We start from the raw sequence: 17,887 nt of genomic DNA, 5'->3' as shown, positions 1-17,887 counted from the left end.
GGGCGCGTGCTCGGCTCGACGCGGGGGATCCCGGCGGGTCGCGCCCGAGAGCGTCGATGCCAGGCGCGATCCTCCCCGTCCGAGGGGAACAGCGGGTCGCTCGACGCGACTTCCGGCGGAAGACCTCCTGAACAGCGGGAGCGTTCCCGATGCGGCCGCGTCCCGTCTCGGGATCCGCGGCGCCGTCGGGCGGCGTGCCCCTAGACGGGCCAGACCGGCCGGAACTGGATGCTGATGCGCGGCCCCACGGCCTTGGCCGTCTTGAGGATGGCGTGCTCGTGCGTGCGCTGCGCGCTGCCGCCCATGACGACGAGGTCGCCGTGCCCGAGCGGGAACCGCCGCACCTCACCGCCGCCCTTGGGCCGCAGCGACAGCGTGCGCGCCGCGCCGACCGACACGATGGCGACCATGGTGTCGCGGTCGATGGCGCGCCCCACCCGGTCGCCGTGCCAGGCGACGCTGTCGTCGCCCGTGCGGTAGAAGCAGAGCCCGGCGGTCTCGAGCACCTGCCCAGGCGGGCGGCCGTAGTGGTCGTTGAGGGCGTCGCGCGCCTCGACCAGCACGGGCGCGGGCAGCGTGGCCCGCGGGCCGAACCACGACAGCAGGCGCGGCACCTCGACGATGCGGCCGTGCATCAGCCGCGTGTCGGCCGTCCACTCGACGTCCTCCACGAGGCGCTCGAACAGCGCGTCCGAGTCGGTGACCCAGCCGGGCCGGATGTCGAGCCAGGCGCCCTGCCCGAGGTCGAGCCGCTCCACCTCCGTGCCCAGCGCGCCGATGGCCGGCTCCGCCCGGAGGTCGTCGAAGAGGGAGGCCTGGAACGCGATGCTCATGGCGCGAGCATAGCCCGGTTTTTCGAACGCATGTTCGAATCGGCCGAGCCCGGCGGGGGCGCTTCAGGCCGGCCGGGCGGGGGAGGAGCGGCGGCCGGCGGCGATCAGCAGCAGCGCCAGCCCGCAGATGAACGCCGCGATCACGACGACCCAGACGGCCACGGTGCCGTAGCCGCCCGCGCCCGTGGCGGGATCCAGGAACGGGTACGGGTAGTACGTCGCCGCGCCCGTCACCTCGTTGCCGGTGAACGGCCCCCGGGCGAGCGTGACGCCGACCCAGACGAGCGGGAAGACCACGACCCGGCCGACCGCGCCGTAGCCGAGCGGCCGCCGATCCGGCGCGAGCAGCCAGTCGAGCAGCACCAGCGCGGGCACCACCACGTGCAGCACCTCGTTCGACCACGGCAGCGAGGCGCCGGGGATCGTGGGCAGCCCGCGCAGCAGCAGGTTGTAGACGACCCCGGTGGTCACCATGCACGTCGTCGCGACGAGCCGGAGCGCGGTCCAGCCGCGACCGGGCAGGGGCGCGCGACGCAGCAGCCGCACGGCGCCCACCGCCATCACGACGCCCGCGAGCAGGTTCGACTCGATCGTGAAGTAGAGGAGGAAGTCGAGCGTCTTCCCCCCGATCCCCTCGACGCCGACGCTCCGCCAGTAGGCCGAGCTCACGACGTACTGGCTGACGACGGCGACGAGCACGGCGAGGGCGGTGAGGAGGCGGACGACCGCCCAGGTGATGCGCACGTCCCACCGTCCCACATCGGCGTGCCCGCGGCGGTCCCGGGCCGAGCGCCGGGTCCGCCGCGGCCTAGGCTGGCGGGATGCATGGTGAGTACAAGGTCCCCGGCGGCAAGCTCGTCGTGGTCGACCTCGACGTGACCGACGGCCGCATCTCGGACTTCCGCCTCGCGGGCGACTTCTTCCTCGAGCCCGACGACGCGCTCGAGGCCATCGACCGGGCCGTCGACGGCCTCCCGGAGGACAGCGACGCGGCCGCGATCGCCGCCGCCATCCGTCGGGCGCTCCCGCCGCAGGCCGTGCTGCTCGGCTTCTCGCCCGAGGCCGTCGCCGTCGCGATCCGCCGGTCGCTGGCCCGCGCCACGAACTGGGGCGACTACGAGTGGGAGGTCATCCACGACCGCGCCTACCGGCCTGTCGAGCAGATGGCGCTCGACCAGGTGCTCGCCGAGGAGGTCGGCGCCGGTCGCCGGAACCCGACGCTCCGCATCTGGGAGTGGGATCAGCCGGCCGTCGTCATCGGCAGCTTCCAGTCGCTCCGCAACGAGGTCGACGCCGAGCAGGCCGCGGCCCACGGCTTCGACGTCGTGCGCCGCGTCTCCGGCGGCGGCGCGATGTACATGGAGGCGGGCGCCGTCATCACGTACTCGATCTACGCGCCCGTCGACCTCGTGCAGGGCATGACCTTCGCGGACTCCTACGCCTACCTCGACGAGTGGGTCATCACCGCGCTCCGCTCCCTCGGGATCGACGCGTCGTACCAGCCGCTCAACGACATCACGAGCCCCACCGGCAAGATCGGCGGCGCCGCCCAGAAGAGGCTCGGCGCCGGCGCCGTGCTCCACCACGTCACCATGAGCTATGACATGGACGGCGAGAAGATGGTGCAGGTGCTCCGCATCGGCCGCGAGAAGATCAGCGACAAGGGCATCACGAGCGCCGCCAAGCGCGTGGACCCGCTCCGCAGCCAGACGGGCATGAGCCGCGCCGACATCATCGACCGGATGAAGACCACCTTCACCGGCCTCTACGGCGGCAAGCCCGGCGAGGTGACGCCCGAGGAGTGGGCGAAGACCCGCCAGCTGGTGGAGGAGAAGTTCTCCACGCCGGAGTGGCTGACGCGCGTCCCCTGACCGGCGTCGCGCGCTGCCCGCTGTCCACCCCGCGAACCGCGGATGTCCGCTCGGCGACGCGATGCGCTCCCCCGGACGAGGGACGCCTAGTGTCCTGCTGTCGGCCTTCCGGCCCCTCGGGGCCGAGCGTCGGCAGCGGCACGACCGAACCGCCTCGAGCGGCTGCGCTCGACTGCCGCGGGCGGCTCCGTGACGGCTCGATCCCATCGCGGAGCGGTCTCGCGGGGCGCGGCGACGCGCCCCGCGGGCAGCCCGGCCCGGGCCCGGCGGACCCGCCTCAGCCGCGCTCGAGGAGCTCCCGGTAGTCGGGGTGCTCGTCGATCCACTCCGCCACGAAGGGGCACGCGGCCACGACCGTGCGTGATCCGCCGCGCACGTCGTCGAGGGCGGCCCGCACCAGCTCGCCCCCGAGGCCGCCCCGCCGCTTCGCGGGGTCGATCTCGGTGTGGGTGAAGACGATGCGGTCGCCCTGGATCAGGTAGTCCGCGAAGCCCGCGCGCTCGCCGTCGAGCCACAGCGTGTAGCGCGAGCCGTCGGGGTCGTGGGTCACGTCGACGCTCATCACCCCACCCTATGCGCGGATGCGCGCCCCTCCGGGGGAGGGACGCGCATCGCAGGGGGTGGATCAGTCGTGGCAGTAGCTGGGCGTGTCGCCGAAGTAGAACGTGAACTTCTGGTCGCCGGGGCACGGCGGGTGGTGCTTCACCCACTCGGTGACGGCGGCGATCGCGATCACGCCGAGGAAGCAGAGCAAGGGGCCGATCTTGGCGATCGCGCAGAACCTGACCGTGGCGCCGGCGCCCCCGCTGGCGGTGATGATCGGCCACGCGTCCTTGCTGATGTCGACCCACGGTCCGTGCCTGTCCCAGCCGGCCGACTTCGCGCTCGCGCCGAGCGCGTGCGGGTCCTTCACGCCCGGGTCGGTCGGGGTGAGCGTGGTGCTCGTGCCGCCGCTCGTCGTGACCGCGGCCGCGGTGGCGGTGATGGCCGCTCCCGCTCGGGCCTCGGCAGCCGTGACGTGCGCGGTCGCGGCCGCGCTGGCGGGGGTGGCTCTCGGCTGCCTGGGCCGGCATGGAGCAGCCGATCACCACGGCGAGTGCCGTGGTGATGGCGATGGCGAGCGCGGCGACGTGCTGGTGCGCGCGTCCGATCCGTCCGCGGTCGTTCCTGGTGCGAGATGGTGCTGAGGTGATGCGTGTCATCGGTGCCTCCTCGGTGGATGTCCTTCGTGGCGGTGCACGCGGCGTCGGTCGCCGCTTCCATGAGGATGGTTCTCGGGGAGTGGAAGGCATCCGATTCTCCACAAGTCGATCGACTGGCCACTCGGGCGTCCTCGCGCCCGGGGCCGCGCGTGCTCCCTCTCGGGCGGCCCTCGTCGCGCCGTCCGGGGGACGCACGGGGTCGCGGGGTACCCTGGTCGCGCCCGGCATCCCGGCGCACCCCTTCTACCTCCCGGAGCAGCTCGTGACCGCCGACATCCGCCGCCGCAGCATCCTCGCCGCCGCGCTCGCGGTCCCCGTGACCGCCGCCCTCGCCGCCTGCACCCGCCAGGAGCCCGAACCGCGCGCCGTTCTCGGCGCCGACGGCCAGCCCGCCGCGTCGGGATCCGCGCCCGCCGTCTCCTCCGTCGAACCGGCCACGCTCTCCGTCTCGGGCGGCCAGACCGTCACGCTCGCCGGCGCCGGCCTCTCCGCCGCGACCGCCGTCATGTTCGCGGGCACAGCGGGCACCGACCTCAAGGTGGCGGGCGACGGATCCGTCACGGTCGTGGCGCCCCGCTCCGCCGACTACGAGGACCGGTCCGCCGAGATCCAGGTCATGGCGGGCGACGCCGCGCTCACGACGGCGACCGCCGCGTACGCCGCGCAGACCCCGGTCGACAAGCAGCTCCAGTACGCGCTCGCGCACTGGGACTCCTACAACCTCAAGGAGTACGGCAACTTCAACCCGTCCGGCGGCGACTGCGTGAACTTCGTGAGCCAGACGCTCATCCAGCGCGGCTGGGAGATGACGACGGAGTGGCACAACCGCGGCGGCGGGTCCGACTGGACCTACCCGTGGATCCACGTGCCCACCTTCGACAAGTGGCTCACCTCGAACGCGTCCACGCTCGGCATCACGCGCCTCGAGCTCGCGGACCGCGACAAGCTGAAGGTCGGCGACATCGTCATCTTCGACTGGAACCGCAACTCCTCGCCCGATCACACCCAGATCGTCTCGGCCATCGAGCCCAAGGCCGGCGGGAACATCGTGAAGATGGTCGGCCACAACCTCGACAACGACTACCGCGACCTCGACGCCGCCATCACCACCGAGCACCCCGGCGCCCAGGTGCACTTCTGGAGCGTGGCCTAGGTCGGGTCGTCGAGCCCGCGGCCGATGCGCAGCAGGCGGTCGACCGCGAGCACCAGCAGCACGCCGAGCGCGTAGGCCCCGAGGTCGACGGGGTCGTACCCGGTGCCGAGCAGCAGTCGGCAGAGGGGCACGTGCAGCGCCCACAGCGCGGGCCACCCGGTGATCTGCAGGAGCTCGATCCCGGTGCACCACACGAGCACGGCGGCGCCGTGCACGACCGTGTCCACGCGGGGGAGCGCCGCGATGAGCGCGAGGTGGAAGGCCGCCGCGTAGAAGATGTCGGGCCACAGCCCGCGGCCGTCGCTGTGGGTGACGACCATGCCGGCGACCACGACGGCGAGCAGCCCCGCGAGCGCCACGACCCGCCGGCGCGCGTGGCCGTCGGGGAGCCGCATGTGCCGGTCGACGACCGGGGTCGCGCCGGCCGCACCGTCGCCGGGGCGCATCGACGGCTCGTCCCAGACGAACGCATCCACATCCCCGGAATGGCGCATTCCCCCAGCGTAGGCATCGTGGATGCGAAGCCTCCCATCGCGGCGGCTGCGCATCGCCCGGTCGATCCCGCGTCGAGCCGCTAGGCGCCGAGCGCCGCGTCGACGATCCGCTTGGCCTCCGCCTGCACCGCGTGCAGGTGGTCGAGGCCCACGAACGACTCGGCGTAGATCTTGTAGACGTCCTCGGTGCCGCTCGGGCGCGCCGCGAACCACGCGTTCCCGGTGACGACCTTGACGCCGCCGACCGCGGCGCCGTTGCCGGGCGCGGTGCTCAGCTTCGCGGTGATCGGGTCGCCCGCGACCTCGGTGGCCGTGATGGCGTCGCCGTCGAGCTTGCCCAGGGTCGCCTTCTGCGCCTTCGTGGCCGCGGCGTCGACGCGCTCGTAGACCGGGTCGCCGAAGCGCTCCGTCAGCTTGCGGTAGAGCACGCTCGGCGTCTTGCCGGTGACCGCCACGATCTCGGCGGCGAGGAGCGCCAGCAGGATCCCGTCCTTGTCCGTGGTCCAGACGGTCCCGTCCATGCGGAGGAAGCTCGCGCCCGCGGACTCCTCGCCGCCGAAGCCGACGGATCCGTCGATGAGGCCGGGCACGAACCACTTGAAGCCGACCGGCACCTCCCAGAGGCGGCGGCCGAGCGACTCGGCCACCCGGTCGATCACGCTGGAGGAGACGAGCGTCTTGCCGATCGCGGCATCCGCGCGCCACTCGGGACGGTGCGCGTACAGGTAGTCGATGGCGACCGCGAGGTAGTGGTTCGGGTTCATGAGCCCGGCGTCCGGCGTGACGATGCCGTGCCGGTCGGCGTCGGCGTCGTTGCCCGTGAGGATGTCGAAGTCGTCCTTGCGCGCGAGCACGCTCGCCATGGCGGAGGAGGAGGACGGGTCCATGCGGATCTTGCCGTCCCAGTCGAGCGTCATGAAGGCCCAGGCGGGATCCACCTCCGGGTTCACGACCTCGAGGTCGAGGCCGTGGCGCTCGCCGATGGCGGCCCAGTACTCGACGGACGCGCCGCCGAGGGGATCCGCGCCGATGCGCACGCCCGCCTTCCGGATGGCCTCCATGTCGATGATGGAGCCGAGGTCGTCCACGTAGTGGCCGAGGAAGTCGTAGCCCTCGATGCGGCCGCGGGCCTCCTCGAGCGGGACGCGCTTCACGTCCACGAGCCCGCCCGCGATGATCGCGTTGGCGCGCGACGCGATCCAGCCGGTGGCGTCGGAGTCCGCCGGGCCGCCGTGCGGCGGGTTGTACTTGAAGCCGCCGTCGGCCGGCGGGTTGTGGCTGGGGGTCACGACGATGCCGTCGGCCACGTCGTCGTCGCCGTGTGCGTCGTCGCGGTTCCAGCGGAGGATCGCGTGCGAGAGGGCGGGGGTCGGGCACCAGGAGTCGCGGGAGTCGGCGAGCACGCGCACGCCGTTGGCGACGAGCACCTCGAGCGCGGTGTCCTCGGCGGGCTTCGAGAGCCCGTGGGTGTCGCGGCCAATGAACAGCGGCCCGGTGATGCCCTGCTCGGCCCGGTACTCCACGATCGCCTGCGTGATCGCGAGGATGTGGTCCTCGTTGAACGCGGTCTTCAGGGAGCTGCCGCGGTGGCCGCTCGTGCCGAACGCCACCTTCTGCTCCGGGTCCTCCACGTCGGGGTGGAGGTCGTGGTACGCCCGGATCAGCTCGTCGAGGTCGACGAGGTCGGACGGGAGGGCGACTGTGCCTGCGCGGTCATGCATGCTCCCATCCTGGCACCGGGGCCCGCCCATTCCCATCTAGGGTGCAGGCATGGCCGAGACCCCGCGACCCGACGAGACCTACAGCTACCTCGGCCCGTCCGGCACCTTCACGGAGGCCGCGCTCATGCAGGTCGAGGCCGCCCGCGGCCGCACCTGGCGCGCGGTCAACAACGCCTCCGAGGCCCTCGCCGACGTGGTGTCCGGCACCTCGGTCGCCGCCATGATCGCCATCGAGAACTCCGTGGAGGGCGGGGTGACGGCCACGCAGGACGCGCTCGCGAACGTCCCGGGCCTCCGGATCCTCAGCGAGCACCTCGTGCCGGTGTCCTTCGACCTCGTGGTGCGGCCGGGCACGGCGCTCGCCGACGTGCGCACCGTGGCCGCCCATCCGGTCGCCTACGGCCAGTGCCGCCGCTTCCTCGAGCGCGAGCTGCCGAGGCACGGGCACGTGCCGGCGACCTCGAACGTCGCGGCGGCCCTGTCCCTGCTGGACGGCGGCACCGCGGACGCGGCTATCGCGCCGCCGCGGATCACGGAGGGCCGGCCGCTCGAGGCGGTCGCCCGCGGCGTCGGCGACAATCCGAATGCGGTCACGCGCTTCGTGCTCGTCGGCCGCGCCACCACGCTGCCGCCGCGCACGGGCGCCGACAAGACGAGCCTCATCGTCGAGCTGCCCGACGACCGCGCCGGATCCCTGCTCGACCTCCTCGAGCAGTTCGCGACCCGCGGCGTGAACCTCACGCTCATCCAGTCGCGGCCCATCGGCGACGAGCTCGGGCGCTACCGCTTCGTCATCGACGCGGAGGGGCACGTGCACGACGAGCGCGTGGCCGACGCCCTGCTCGGGATCCGCCGCTTCAGCCCGCGGGTCACGTTCCTGGGCTCGTATCCGCGGGCCGACGGCGCGCGGAGCAGGTACCGCGCCCGGTACGAGGACGACGTGTTCCTCGAGGCGCGCGACTGGCTGCGGGGCATCCTCTCGGCCGAGCCGGGCGCGGGCGCCTGACCGGTCGACGCGCCCCGACGCGCCCGGGCCGCTTCGTTAGAGTGACGGGGTGATCGATCCGCAGACCCTCCGCGACCATCCCGACCTCGTCATCGCCTCGCAGGAGCTGCGCGGAGCCTCCGTGGAGGTGGTCGACCAGGCGGTCGCCGCCGACTCCGAGCGGCGCCGGGCGATCACGGAGTTCGAGGCCCTGCGCGCCGAGCAGAACGTGCACGGCAAGCTCGTCGCGAAGGCCGACAAGGCCGACAAGCCGCGCCTCATCGCCGAGGTGCAGGAGCTGAAGGCGCGCGTCACGGCGGCGCAGGAGCGCGCGCAGGAGGCCGAGGCCGCCCTCGACGAGGCCATGCGGCGGATCCCGAACATCGTCATCGAGGGCGTGCCCGCCGGCGGCGAGGACGACTGGGCGCTCGTGCGCGAGGTCGGCGAGAAGCCGTCGTTCGACTTCGACCCGCGCGACCACCTGGAGATCGGCGAGATCCTCGACGCCATCGACATGGGACGCGGCGCCAAGGTCTCCGGCGCCCGCTTCCACTTCCTGAAGGGGATCGGCGCGCGGCTCGAGATCGCGCTGATGAACTTCGGCCTGGCGCGCGCGCTCGAGGCCGGCCTCGTGCCGCTCATCACGCCCACGCTCGTGAAGCCCGAGATCATGGCCGGCACCGGCTACCTCGGCGCCCACGCCGACGAGGTCTACCACCTCGACGACGACGACCTCTACCTCACGGGCACGAGCGAGGTGGCGCTCGCCGGGTACCACGCCGACGAGATCCTCGACCTCGCCGCGGGCCCCATACGCTACGCCGGCTGGTCCACCTGCTACCGCAAGGAGGCGGGCTCCTACGGCAAGGACACCCGCGGCATCATCCGCGTGCACCAGTTCCAGAAGCTCGAGATGTTCAGCTACGTCGACCCGTCCGACGCCGAGGCCGAGCACGAGCGCCTGCTCGCCCTGCAGGAGCGCATGATGCAGGACCTGGGCCTCGCCTACCGCGTCATCGACACGGCGGCGGGCGACCTCGGGTCGAGCGCCGCCCGCAAGTACGACGTCGAGGCGTGGATCCCCACGCAGGACGCCTACCGCGAGCTCACCTCCACCTCGAACTGCACCACCTTCCAGGCCCGACGACTCGGCACGCGCTTCCGCGGCGAGGACGGGCGCACCTCACCCGTCGCCACGCTCAACGGCACGCTCGCCACCACGCGCTGGATCGTCGCGATCCTCGAGACGCACCAGCAGGCGGATGGCTCGGTGCGCGTGCCCGAGGCGCTGCGCCCGTACCTCGGCGGCCTCGAGACGCTGGAGCCCGCCACGGCGAAGGCGGCGCGATGACCCCGCGCGTGGCCGACGCCGACCGCCTCCTCATCGCCCTCGACATCGACGGCACGCTCCTCGGCGAGGACGGCTCGCTCGACGAGCAGGTCATCCGCGAGGTGCGGCGCGTGGAGGAGGTCGGCCACGTCGTCATGCCCTCCACCGGCCGCTCGGTCGCCGACACCCTGCCGATCGTCGACCGGCTCGGCATCCGGCCGGAGTACATGGTCTGCTCCAACGGCGCGATCACCCTCGAGCGCGACGCCGACGTCCCCACCGGGTACAGCCGACGCTTCGTCGAGACGTTCGACCCCGCCGACGTGCTGCAGCGGATCCGCCCCCACCTCGCGAGCGGCCGCTACGCCGTCGAGGACGAGGAGGGCGTGTACCTCTACTCCGGCGGCGACTTCCCGGCCGGCGTGCTCGAGGCCAACGGCCGTCACGTCGAGTTCGAGGAGCTGCTCCACGTGCCCGCGACGCGCGTCGTCGTCATCTCGCCCGGGCACGACGTGGAGGACTTCCAGGGCGTCGTCGAGCGCATGGGCCTGCACCGCGTGAGCTACTCGATCGGCTGGACCGCCTGGCTCGACATCGCGCCCGACGGCGTGAACAAGGCCACGGCCATGGAGCGCGTGCGCGAGCTGCACGGCATCGCGCGCACGCACGTCCTCGCGATGGGCGACGGCCGGAACGACATCGAGATGCTGGAGTGGGCGGGAGCGCACGGCCGCGGGGTCGCGATGGGCCAGGCGCCCGCCGAGGTCATCGCGGTGGCCACCGAGGTCACCGGCCCCATCGCCGAGAACGGCGCGGCGGTGGTCCTCGCCCGTCTCTGACTCCGGTCGCCGCGAGATTCCCCACCTGGGGAGGATTCAGCCCGCTCGGATCCGCGACGTGCGAGAGTGACGCATCCCGCGCGGTCACCCGGCCGCACCCCGCGGGCCGACCGGCCACCGGTAGGATCCTTCACGATCGCCCCATCCGCCCCGCGGGAGGGCGCGCATCGGGAGGGCTGTCCGAGCGGCCGATGGAGCCAGTCTTGAAAACTGGTGGGCAGAGATGTCTCGTGGGTTCGAATCCCACGCCCTCCGCCCGGAGAGGACCCGCATGAGCGACGCGCCCCTGCGCCCCCGTCGATCCGAGACGCCGCCGGTCATCGCCCGCCACGGCCGGCTGCGCAAGTCCTCGGCGGCGCGGACGCTGCTGATCGGCACGGCCATGACGCTCGTGGTGCTGGTCGCGAGCGGACTCTCGGTCGCCACCATCGCCCTCTGGGAGCTCGACAAGTCCGTGCAGGCCAACACCGTCGACATCAGCGACGGCACCGAGCAGACCACGGTGGGCGTCGGCGCCCTCGACGGCGGCTTCAACATGCTGCTCGCCGGATCCGACACCCGCCAGGGCCAGGGCGACGGCTACGGCAAGACCGACGGCGCGCTCAACGACGTGAACATGGTGCTGCACGTCTCCGCGGACCACTCGCAGGCCACCGTCGTCAGCCTCCCGCGCGACCTGATCGTGCCCATCCCCGCATGCCAGCGCAGCGACGGATCCGGCACCACCTCGCCCCTGTCCGCCGCGCCCCTCAACTCCGCGCTCTCCGACGGCGGCCTGCCGTGCGTCGCAAAGACCGTCGCGCAGTTCACGGGTCTCGACATCCCGTACGCGGCGCTCATCGAGTTCAACGGCGTCATCGAGATGTCCAACGCCGTGGGCGGCGTGCCCGTCTGCTTGGCGAGCCCGCTCAAGGACAAGCGGACCGACCTCGACCTCCCGGCCGGCGTGACCCCGCTGAAGGGCAAGGAGGCGCTCCAGTTCCTCCGCACGCGCCACGCGGTGGGCGACCAGAGCGACCTCGCCCGCATCAGCAACCAGCAGGTGTTCCTGTCGTCGCTCGTGCGCACGATGCGGCAGTCCAGCACGCTCTCGGATCCCACGCGCGTCTACGGCCTCGCCAAGGCGGCGGTCGACAACATGCAGCGCTCCACGTCGCTCGACTACCAGACGATGGCGTCCATGGCGCTGGCCCTCAAGGACATCCCGCTCGACCAGGTGCACTTCGTGCAGTACCCGGGCACGACCTCGGGCACGGGCGTCTACGCCGGCAAGGTCCAGCCGCTGAAGACGGACGGCGACGAGCTCATGCAGCTCCTCAGGACGGACGCGCCGTTCCAGGTCAAGGCGGGCAACACGGGGCTCGGCGCGGTCGCGGAGCAGCCCGCGGCATCGACACCGGCACCGGCCCCGTCGGCGAGCGCGCCCGCTGCAGGCGGCGGATCCGCGCCCGCGCCCTCCGGCCCCACCGTGCTGCCCGAGGCGATCACGGGCACCGACGCAGGCACGGTCACGTGCTCGAAGGCGTCCAGGTGACCCCGACGCGCGCGCGGAGGTCGACGGATCCCGCCGACCGCCCGGGACGCGGGATGTGAGCACGGCCCCGCGTCCGGTACAGTGGACGGGTACGTCTGGAGACGTCGCATAGTTCGGCCTAGTGCACCACCCTGCTAAGGTGGAGTACCCGTATGGGTACCGTGGGTTCAAATCCCACCGTCTCCGCCACTTCTCTCCCTCCCCGTCTCGGCCTCGTGCGCCATGCGCCCCGGGGGTCGGGCGCATCCGGAACCGATACCATCCTCGGATGGACCGCCAGACGCTCGACCAGCTGACGACGGGCCGTTCTCGGCGCGACGTGCAGGCCATCCGCGACGCGCTCTCCGCGCTGTCTCCCGGGGACCTCGTCCGCGTCGTCATCCGCTCGCCTCGGTACGGCCTCTACGTCGTCGACGGCGAGGTGCGCACCGGGGCGAACGGTCAGATGTCCGTCGCGGACACCGCGCTCGGCGCCGCGGGCGAGATCCAGGGCATCTCCGTGAGGGCCGAGGACGCGAGCGCGAGCGCGCCGGCCCTGCCCTCGTCGGTGTCGGGCCTCGCCCACGGGACCGCGGTCCGCGTGACGTTCGACGAGCCCGCCTACGGCGCGTTCCAGGTCACGGGTCCGCTCACCGCGGGCGACGACGCGTTCCTGCTCGTCGGCAACTGGATCGTGGTGGACGGCGATCGGTTCGCTCCCCGGGTCGTCGGCATCGAGGTGCTGGCCGATGTCGAGGTGCATCCGGCGAACGTCCCGCCGAAGCGCCCGTCGGCCGAGGACCCGGCCGTGCCGGTGCCGGGCCTCACCGCCTAGCCTCGCGAGGACCCGGCCGGTCGCGGCCTCGTCGTCGAGGGCCGGTCGGCCTAGCATCACCCCCATGAGCGACACGTTTCCCGATGCGACGCGGGCGCCGGACCCCGATCACGGCTCCGGCACCACCCTCGGCCTCATCGCGCGCGAGGCGAACGTGTCCATCGGCACGGTCAGCAAGGTGCTCAACGGGCGCAAGGGGATCTCGCCCGCGACCCGGGCGCGCGTCGAGGAGCTCATGGAGCGGCACGGCTACAGCCGCCGCGGGGCCGAGCGGCCGCACGGCGCGCTGATCGAGATCGTGCTCGAGGTCGTCGACACGGGCTTCTCGGTCGACCTGCTGCGCGGCGTCTCCGCCGTCGCGCGCGAGCACGCGCTGAGCGTCATCGTCACGGAGCACGGGCGCGACACCGCCCTCGACGGCGACTGGATGGCGGGAGTGATGCAGCGCCGCCCGATGGGTCTCGTTCTCGTGTTCTCCGACCTCGCGCCCGCGCAGAAGCGGCAGCTGCGGAGCCGCGGCATCCCGTTCGTGGTGGTGGATCCCGCGGGGTCGCCGGCCGCGGACGTGCCGGCCGTCGGATCCACCAACTGGGAGGGCGGCCACGCCGCGGGGGAGCACCTGCTGGGGCTCGGGCACCGGCGGATCGGCGCGATCAGCGGCCCGCCGCACCGGCTCTACTCCCGCGCCCGCATGTCCGGCTTCCGCAGCGCGCTCGAGGCGGCCGGATCCGGGGTCTCGCTCGTGGAGGTCGAGGGCGACTTCGGGCGCACCGCCGGGCACCGCGCGGGCGGCGAGCTGCTCGACGCCGCCGACCGTCCCACCGCGATCTTCGCGGGCAACGACGAGCAGGCGCTCGGGCTGTACGAGGCGGCGCGGGAGCGCGGGATCCGGATCCCCGACGACCTCTCCGTGCTCGGCTACGACGACCTCCCGTTCGCCCGCATCGTCTCGCCCGCGCTCAGCACGGTGCGCCAGCCGGTGCGCGAGATGGCGGAGGCGGCGGCGCGCATGGTGCTGCGGATCCGCGAGGGCCGGAGCGACGAGCCCACCCGGCTCGACCTCGCGACCGCGCTCGTGGTGCGCGCCAGCACCGCGGCGCCCGCGGGCGGGAGCGCGATCGCGGGCGCCGCGGTGTCGCCCCGCGAGTGAAACGTTTCGGATCCCCCGCGCGCTGCTTGCCGGCCCTGACCGCCGGTGCGTAGCGTTCGAGGGGCGCCGGCAGTCGCCCGGCCGCGCCCGACGAAGGAGTCGCAGATGCAGATCCCCCGCACGTCCGTCCGCCCGCATCCGGGTCGCCCGACCGGGACGGCCCGCTCGTGACCGTCGCCCGGAAGGCGCTCGTCGTCCGCGGCGGCTGGGACGGCCACATGCCCGTGGAGACCACGGGCCTGTTCATCCCGTTCCTCGAGGAGAGCGGCTTCGAGGTCCGCGTCGAGGAGGGCTCGGCCGTCTACGCCGACGCCGATGTCATGGCCGCGACCGACCTCATCGTGCAGGCCAACACCATGACCACGATCGAGCCCGAGGAGATGGCCGGCCTCCGCGCCGCCGTCATCGCGGGCACCGGCATGGCCGGCTGGCACGGCGGCATCGCCGACTCGTACCGGAACACCGCCGACTACCTGCACATGATCGGCGGCCAGTTCGCCCATCACGCGGGCAAGGACCCGGCCGAGCGCACGGGCGAGCAGTCCGACAACTACATCCCGTACACGGTCGAGATGACCGAGCTGGGGCGCACGCACGAGATCACCCAGGGGATCGCCGACTTCGATCTCGTGACCGAGCAGTACTGGGTGCTGAGCGACGAGTACAACGACGTGCTCGCGACCACCACGCAGACCGTGCGGCCGTGGGATCCGTGGCACCGGCCGGTGACCGCACCCGCGATCTGGACCCGCCAGTGGGGCGAGGGCCGCATCTTCGTCTCGGCGCCCGGCCACCGCATCGAGGTCGTCGAGGACCCGAACGTCCGCACCATCATCGAGAGGGGCCTCCTGTGGGCGGCACGCTGAACCACGACGACGACGCGATGACCCTCGGGATCATCGGCGTCGGGAAGATCAGCGAGCAGTACTTCGCGGCGTTCGAATCCCTGCCGGGCGTGCGCCTGGTCGCCGTCGCCGACCTCGACCTCGAGCGGGCGCGCACGGTCGCCGAGGCGCAGGGCGTGGACGCGTTGAGCGTCGACGACCTCATCGCCGACCCGCGGATCCAGGCCGTGCTCAACCTCACGATCCCCGCCGCGCACGCCGAGGTCGACCTCCGCGTGCTCGAGGCGGGCAAGCACGTCTACGGCGAGAAGCCGCTCGCGCTGAGCCCCGCCGAGGCCGAGCCGATCCTGCGGCTCGCCGCGGAGAAGGGCCTGCGCGTCGGATCCGCCCCCGACACCGTGCTCGGCACCGGGATCCAGACGGCCCGCCAGGTGCTCGACGCCGGCACCATCGGGAAGCCCGTCGCCGCCAACGCCTTCTGGGGCGCGCCCGGCCACGAGCTCTGGCACCCTGCCCCCGCCTTCTACTACCAGCCGGGCGCCGGGCCGCTCTTCGACATGGGGCCGTACTACCTCACGGCGCTCGTGACGCTGCTCGGGCCCGTCGTCCGCGTGCAGGGCGCGTCGCTCCGCTCCGACCGGGTGCGGTCCGCCGCGTCCGACCCGGAGGCGCGCGCGATCCCCGTCACCGTCGACACCCACGTGAGCGCCGTGCTCACGCACGCGTCGGGTGCCGTCTCCACGGTCACCATGAGCTTCGACATCTGGGCCACGCGGATCCCGAACATCGAGGTGTACGGCACCGCCGGCACGCTCTCGGTGCCGGACCCGAACCACTTCTCCGGGAGGGTGCAGGTCGCCACGTCCGCGGACCGGGAGTGGACGGACGTCGAGCCGAGCGCGGGCTTCGTCGACGCGGGCCGGGGATGCGGCCTCGCGGAGATGGCCGACGCCATCCGTCGGGGCGTCCCGCATCGGGCGTCGGGGGAGCTCGCGTTCCACGTGCTGGAGGTCATGGACGCGATCCTCGACCCCGCCGCGACGGGCGAGATCCGCAGCACCGTGGAGCGTCCGGAGGCCGTCCCGCTGGGCCAGCCGGGGCGCTCGGGGGCCTGATCCGGGGTCGTGCGCGAACAGGTAGTGGGCAGCCTTCCACAACCCTCGGATCGGACCGTTCCTGGGAGCCCGGGGCTACTAGCCTGACGCCGTGACCCGCCACTTCTCGCAGTTCCTCTTCGCGCCGTACGGCGATGGACAGGGTCTGCGCGCCGTGGACGAGCACGAGGTCGACGAGGCGCTGCACCCCACCGTCGGCACCGGCGGCGCGTCCGAGGAGTCGCCGGCGACCGACGCCACGTCCCCGGAGGCGTGGCCTCCGCTGACGGCCGTGGAGTGGCCGCTCACGCACCGCCCGTTCGACGACGACGACGAGCCCGAGATCGCCGACGGGCACTTCGCGGCGGCGGACGAGGATCCGGACGCCGAGGCCGTCGAGGAGGCCGCGGCCTACGCCGCGCGGGCCGCCCTCCTCGCCGAGGTCTACGGCTGGCCGCACCGGGCCGTCTGAGCGGTCCGGCTGTCTGAGCGGTCCGGCCGTCTGGCCGGTTCGGCTGTCCGGCCGGTCCGCTGAGCTGGCCGGACCGGCCCCCGCCTGCGAGGGGGCGGCGTCGCGTGCCCGGGACGTCCCGGCGCGTCAGGCGCCCGCCAGCACCGCCCACGCGTGCGGGGGCACGCGGCCGTCGCCGTCCACCTCGCCCGCCTCGACCGCGGCGGTCCCGCCCGGGACGGCGATCGGCTCGTCGCCGAGGTTGAGCACGAGGCGCAGGGCGTCGGGTGCTCCCGGAGCGACGCCGCCCGCCGCGCCGGAGAGCGACGGCCGCAGCGTGACGGTGAGCGCGGTGTTGGTCAGGTCGGAGGTCCGGAGGCCCGCGTCCACGAGCCAGGCGTGCCGGCGACGGAGGCCGACGAGCCGCTGGTGCAGGCTGCGGATCCGGGCGGCGTCCGGATCGTCCGCATCGGCCGGCAGCTCGTCGGGTGCCGCCGGGTACGCGGGTCGCACGGCGTCGTCGCCGCCCGCGCGGTCCTCCTTCACGCCCGTCAGTCCGCGCTCGTCGCCCGCGTAGATCGACGGGATGCCGGGGAGGAGGAGCAGGAGGGCGATCGCGTGGCCCAGGTGGCGCGGATCCACCGCCGAGGCGATGCGCGTGACGTCGTGGTTGCCGACGAAGGTCTGCGGCGTGAAGGACGGCAGCAGCTCGGAGTGCCGCGTCAGGGTCCAGTCGAGCTCGAAGAGGTTCCGCTCGGCGATGGAGCTGCGGATGGACTTCCAGAGCTCGTAGGCCGTGATGGAGTCGATGGTCGACTCGGCGGCGTACCCGGCGTAGTCGCCGTGGATCATCTCGCCGACGAACCAGGCGTCCGGGTGGCGTTCGCGCACGCGCGGCAGCACCGCCGCCCAGAACGAGGCGGGCACGGCGTACGCGGCGTCGAGCCGCCAGCCGGCGATGCCGCGGTCGAGCCAGTGGACCATCACCTCGGCGACGTGCGCGCGCACGGCCTCGGAGCCGTGGTCGAGCGTGACGAGGGCGCCGTGGCCCTCGAAGCCGACGGGCTCGCCGGCCTCGTCCCAGCGGAACCAGGACGCCGCCTCGGATCCGGGCCCGTCGGCCAGCGCCTGCACGAAGCGCGGGTGGCTGCGGCCCACGTGGTTGAAGACGCCGTCGAGGAGCACGCGCACGCCGCGCTCCGAGGCGTCGGCGAGCAGCGCGTCGAGGTCGGCGTCGTCGCCGAGGCGCGTGTCGACCCGCAGGTGATCGCGCGTGTCGTATCCGTGCGTCTCGGAGTCGAACACCGGACCGAGCAGCAGGCCGTTGGCGCCGAGGTCGACGAGGTAGGGGAGCCAGGCTCGGAGGCGCTCGAGGCGGTGCGCGGGTGCGGCGTCGACGCCGTCGGCGAGGTCGTCGCGGGTCTGCGGCGCGCCCGTGAAGCCGAGCGGGTAGACGTGCCACCACACGACGTGATCGGTCCAGGATGCCAAGGGTCGCTCCTCGCGGTTCGGGTCGATCCAGCCTAATCAGCGGGCGCCGGGGCGACCGCCGGAGGGCCGGGGCCGGACAT

General features: G+C 73.2%; 19 protein-coding genes and 2 tRNA genes. 14 read left to right on the top strand and 7 right to left on the bottom strand.

The genetic code is table 11. The features are described from left to right. Positions 1 to 200 precede the first annotated feature (200 nt). Positions 201 to 833: an alpha-ketoglutarate-dependent dioxygenase AlkB gene (locus AWH51_RS13015; RefSeq protein WP_063072490.1), complete on the bottom strand. Its 633-nt coding sequence runs from the start codon at positions 831 to 833 to the stop codon at positions 201 to 203. 63 nt (positions 834 to 896) lie between these two features. Continuing rightward, positions 897 to 1,577 (bottom strand): Pr6Pr family membrane protein, encoded by a 681-nt coding sequence (locus AWH51_RS13010; protein ID WP_063072489.1) that lies wholly within the window; start codon positions 1,575 to 1,577, stop codon positions 897 to 899. 77 nt (positions 1,578 to 1,654) lie between these two features. Between AWH51_RS13010 and AWH51_RS13005 the strand changes: the two genes are divergently transcribed. Further along, positions 1,655 to 2,704 carry a lipoate--protein ligase family protein gene (locus tag AWH51_RS13005; protein WP_063072488.1) on the top strand — a complete coding sequence of 350 codons (1,050 nt, stop codon included), beginning with the start codon at positions 1,655 to 1,657 and terminating at the stop codon, positions 2,702 to 2,704. 277 nt (positions 2,705 to 2,981) lie between these two features. Here the strand turns inward: AWH51_RS13005 and AWH51_RS13000 are convergent, their stop codons facing one another. Both AWH51_RS13000 and AWH51_RS16585 read right to left on the bottom strand, forming a co-directional pair. After that, positions 2,982 to 3,266: a GNAT family N-acetyltransferase gene (locus AWH51_RS13000; RefSeq protein WP_063072487.1), complete on the bottom strand. Its 285-nt coding sequence runs from the start codon at positions 3,264 to 3,266 to the stop codon at positions 2,982 to 2,984. A 63-nt stretch (positions 3,267 to 3,329) separates the two neighbouring features. Then, a complete protein-coding gene (locus AWH51_RS16585; RefSeq protein ID WP_302621246.1) occupies positions 3,330 to 3,458 on the bottom strand; it encodes a hypothetical protein in 129 nt (42 codons plus the stop codon). A 10-nt stretch (positions 3,459 to 3,468) separates the two neighbouring features. Here AWH51_RS16585 and AWH51_RS16090 point away from each other — a divergent pair, with 10 nt between their 5' ends. Continuing rightward, positions 3,469 to 3,891, top strand: coding sequence for a hypothetical protein (locus tag AWH51_RS16090; protein WP_131798140.1), 423 nt, complete (start codon positions 3,469 to 3,471; stop codon positions 3,889 to 3,891). 277 nt (positions 3,892 to 4,168) lie between these two features. Next, complete coding sequence (locus AWH51_RS12990) at positions 4,169 to 5,059, top strand: amidase domain-containing protein (protein WP_063072485.1); 891 nt, start codon at positions 4,169 to 4,171, stop codon at positions 5,057 to 5,059. Here the strand turns inward: AWH51_RS12990 and AWH51_RS12985 are convergent. Together AWH51_RS12985 and pgm are read right to left on the bottom strand one after the other, a co-directional pair. After that, a complete protein-coding gene (locus AWH51_RS12985) occupies positions 5,056 to 5,553 on the bottom strand; it encodes a DUF2809 domain-containing protein (RefSeq protein WP_063072484.1) in 498 nt (165 codons plus the stop codon). The two genes, AWH51_RS12990 and AWH51_RS12985, sit on opposite strands and share 4 nt — an antisense overlap. An 80-nt stretch (positions 5,554 to 5,633) precedes the next feature. Then, positions 5,634 to 7,274 (bottom strand): phosphoglucomutase (alpha-D-glucose-1,6-bisphosphate-dependent), encoded by a 1,641-nt coding sequence (gene pgm, locus AWH51_RS12980; RefSeq protein ID WP_063072483.1) that lies wholly within the window; start codon positions 7,272 to 7,274, stop codon positions 5,634 to 5,636. A gap of 49 nt (positions 7,275 to 7,323) precedes the next feature. Between pgm and pheA the strand changes: the two genes are divergently transcribed. From pheA to AWH51_RS12925, 11 genes are all read left to right on the top strand, one after another. Continuing rightward, positions 7,324 to 8,280 (top strand): prephenate dehydratase, encoded by a 957-nt coding sequence (gene pheA, locus AWH51_RS12975; RefSeq protein WP_063072482.1) that lies wholly within the window; start codon positions 7,324 to 7,326, stop codon positions 8,278 to 8,280. Between the two features lie 49 nt (positions 8,281 to 8,329). Further along, positions 8,330 to 9,610 carry a serine--tRNA ligase gene (gene serS, locus AWH51_RS12970; protein ID WP_063072481.1) on the top strand — a complete coding sequence of 427 codons (1,281 nt, stop codon included), beginning with the start codon at positions 8,330 to 8,332 and terminating at the stop codon, positions 9,608 to 9,610. Continuing rightward, a complete protein-coding gene (locus AWH51_RS12965) occupies positions 9,607 to 10,428 on the top strand; it encodes an HAD family hydrolase (RefSeq protein WP_063072480.1) in 822 nt (273 codons plus the stop codon). Before serS ends, AWH51_RS12965 begins: the two co-directional genes overlap by 4 nt. A 170-nt stretch (positions 10,429 to 10,598) precedes the next feature. Further along, positions 10,599 to 10,683: transfer RNA gene (locus tag AWH51_RS12960), tRNA-Ser, on the top strand. Between the two features lie 16 nt (positions 10,684 to 10,699). Next, positions 10,700 to 11,962: an LCP family protein gene (locus tag AWH51_RS12955; RefSeq protein WP_063072479.1), complete on the top strand. Its 1,263-nt coding sequence runs from the start codon at positions 10,700 to 10,702 to the stop codon at positions 11,960 to 11,962. Positions 11,963 to 12,059: 97 nt separating this feature from the next. Beyond that, positions 12,060 to 12,151, top strand: a tRNA-Ser gene (locus AWH51_RS12950). A gap of 79 nt (positions 12,152 to 12,230) precedes the next feature. Next, positions 12,231 to 12,776: a hypothetical protein gene (locus AWH51_RS12945; RefSeq protein WP_063072478.1), complete on the top strand. Its 546-nt coding sequence runs from the start codon at positions 12,231 to 12,233 to the stop codon at positions 12,774 to 12,776. Between the two features lie 64 nt (positions 12,777 to 12,840). Beyond that, positions 12,841 to 13,926 (top strand): LacI family DNA-binding transcriptional regulator, encoded by a 1,086-nt coding sequence (locus AWH51_RS12940; protein ID WP_063072477.1) that lies wholly within the window; start codon positions 12,841 to 12,843, stop codon positions 13,924 to 13,926. Positions 13,927 to 14,093: 167 nt separating this feature from the next. Next, a complete protein-coding gene (locus AWH51_RS12935; protein WP_063072476.1) occupies positions 14,094 to 14,792 on the top strand; it encodes a ThuA domain-containing protein in 699 nt (232 codons plus the stop codon). 17 nt (positions 14,793 to 14,809) lie between these two features. Next, positions 14,810 to 15,886 carry a Gfo/Idh/MocA family protein gene (locus AWH51_RS12930; RefSeq protein ID WP_063072507.1) on the top strand — a complete coding sequence of 359 codons (1,077 nt, stop codon included), beginning with the start codon at positions 14,810 to 14,812 and terminating at the stop codon, positions 15,884 to 15,886. 91 nt (positions 15,887 to 15,977) lie between these two features. Next, complete coding sequence (locus AWH51_RS12925; RefSeq protein ID WP_063072475.1) at positions 15,978 to 16,337, top strand: hypothetical protein; 360 nt, start codon at positions 15,978 to 15,980, stop codon at positions 16,335 to 16,337. Positions 16,338 to 16,463: 126 nt separating this feature from the next. Here AWH51_RS12925 and AWH51_RS12920 read toward each other — a convergent pair whose 3' ends face one another. After that, entirely contained in the window at positions 16,464 to 17,807 is a 1,344-nt protein-coding gene (locus tag AWH51_RS12920; RefSeq protein WP_063072474.1) for an alpha-amylase family protein, read from the bottom strand. Positions 17,808 to 17,887 lie beyond the last annotated feature (80 nt).

This window comes from Clavibacter tessellarius, from assembly GCF_001618005.1.
Taxonomy (GTDB): domain Bacteria; phylum Actinomycetota; class Actinomycetes; order Actinomycetales; family Microbacteriaceae; genus Clavibacter; species Clavibacter tessellarius_A.
The sequence above is the reverse complement of the archived record's forward strand: the minus strand, read 5'-3'. Positions and strand labels throughout refer to the sequence as shown.

Excerpts from the sequence above, each read along its gene's own strand:
- AWH51_RS13015 (WP_063072490.1), bottom strand. The coding sequence starts at position 833 with ATGAGCATCGCGTTCCAGGCCTCCCTCTTCGACGACCTCCGGGCGGAG.
- AWH51_RS13005 (WP_063072488.1), top strand. The coding sequence starts at position 1,655 with ATGCATGGTGAGTACAAGGTCCCCGGCGGCAAGCTCGTCGTGGTCGAC.
- AWH51_RS13000 (WP_063072487.1), bottom strand. The coding sequence starts at position 3,266 with ATGAGCGTCGACGTGACCCACGACCCCGACGGCTCGCGCTACACGCTG.
- AWH51_RS12985 (WP_063072484.1), bottom strand. The coding sequence starts at position 5,553 with ATGCGCCATTCCGGGGATGTGGATGCGTTCGTCTGGGACGAGCCGTCG.
- pgm (WP_063072483.1), bottom strand. The coding sequence starts at position 7,274 with ATGCATGACCGCGCAGGCACAGTCGCCCTCCCGTCCGACCTCGTCGAC.
- pheA (WP_063072482.1), top strand. The coding sequence starts at position 7,324 with ATGGCCGAGACCCCGCGACCCGACGAGACCTACAGCTACCTCGGCCCG.
- AWH51_RS12965 (WP_063072480.1), top strand. The coding sequence starts at position 9,607 with ATGACCCCGCGCGTGGCCGACGCCGACCGCCTCCTCATCGCCCTCGAC.
- AWH51_RS12955 (WP_063072479.1), top strand. The coding sequence starts at position 10,700 with ATGAGCGACGCGCCCCTGCGCCCCCGTCGATCCGAGACGCCGCCGGTC.
- AWH51_RS12945 (WP_063072478.1), top strand. The coding sequence starts at position 12,231 with ATGGACCGCCAGACGCTCGACCAGCTGACGACGGGCCGTTCTCGGCGC.
- AWH51_RS12940 (WP_063072477.1), top strand. The coding sequence starts at position 12,841 with ATGAGCGACACGTTTCCCGATGCGACGCGGGCGCCGGACCCCGATCAC.
- AWH51_RS12930 (WP_063072507.1), top strand. The coding sequence starts at position 14,810 with ATGACCCTCGGGATCATCGGCGTCGGGAAGATCAGCGAGCAGTACTTC.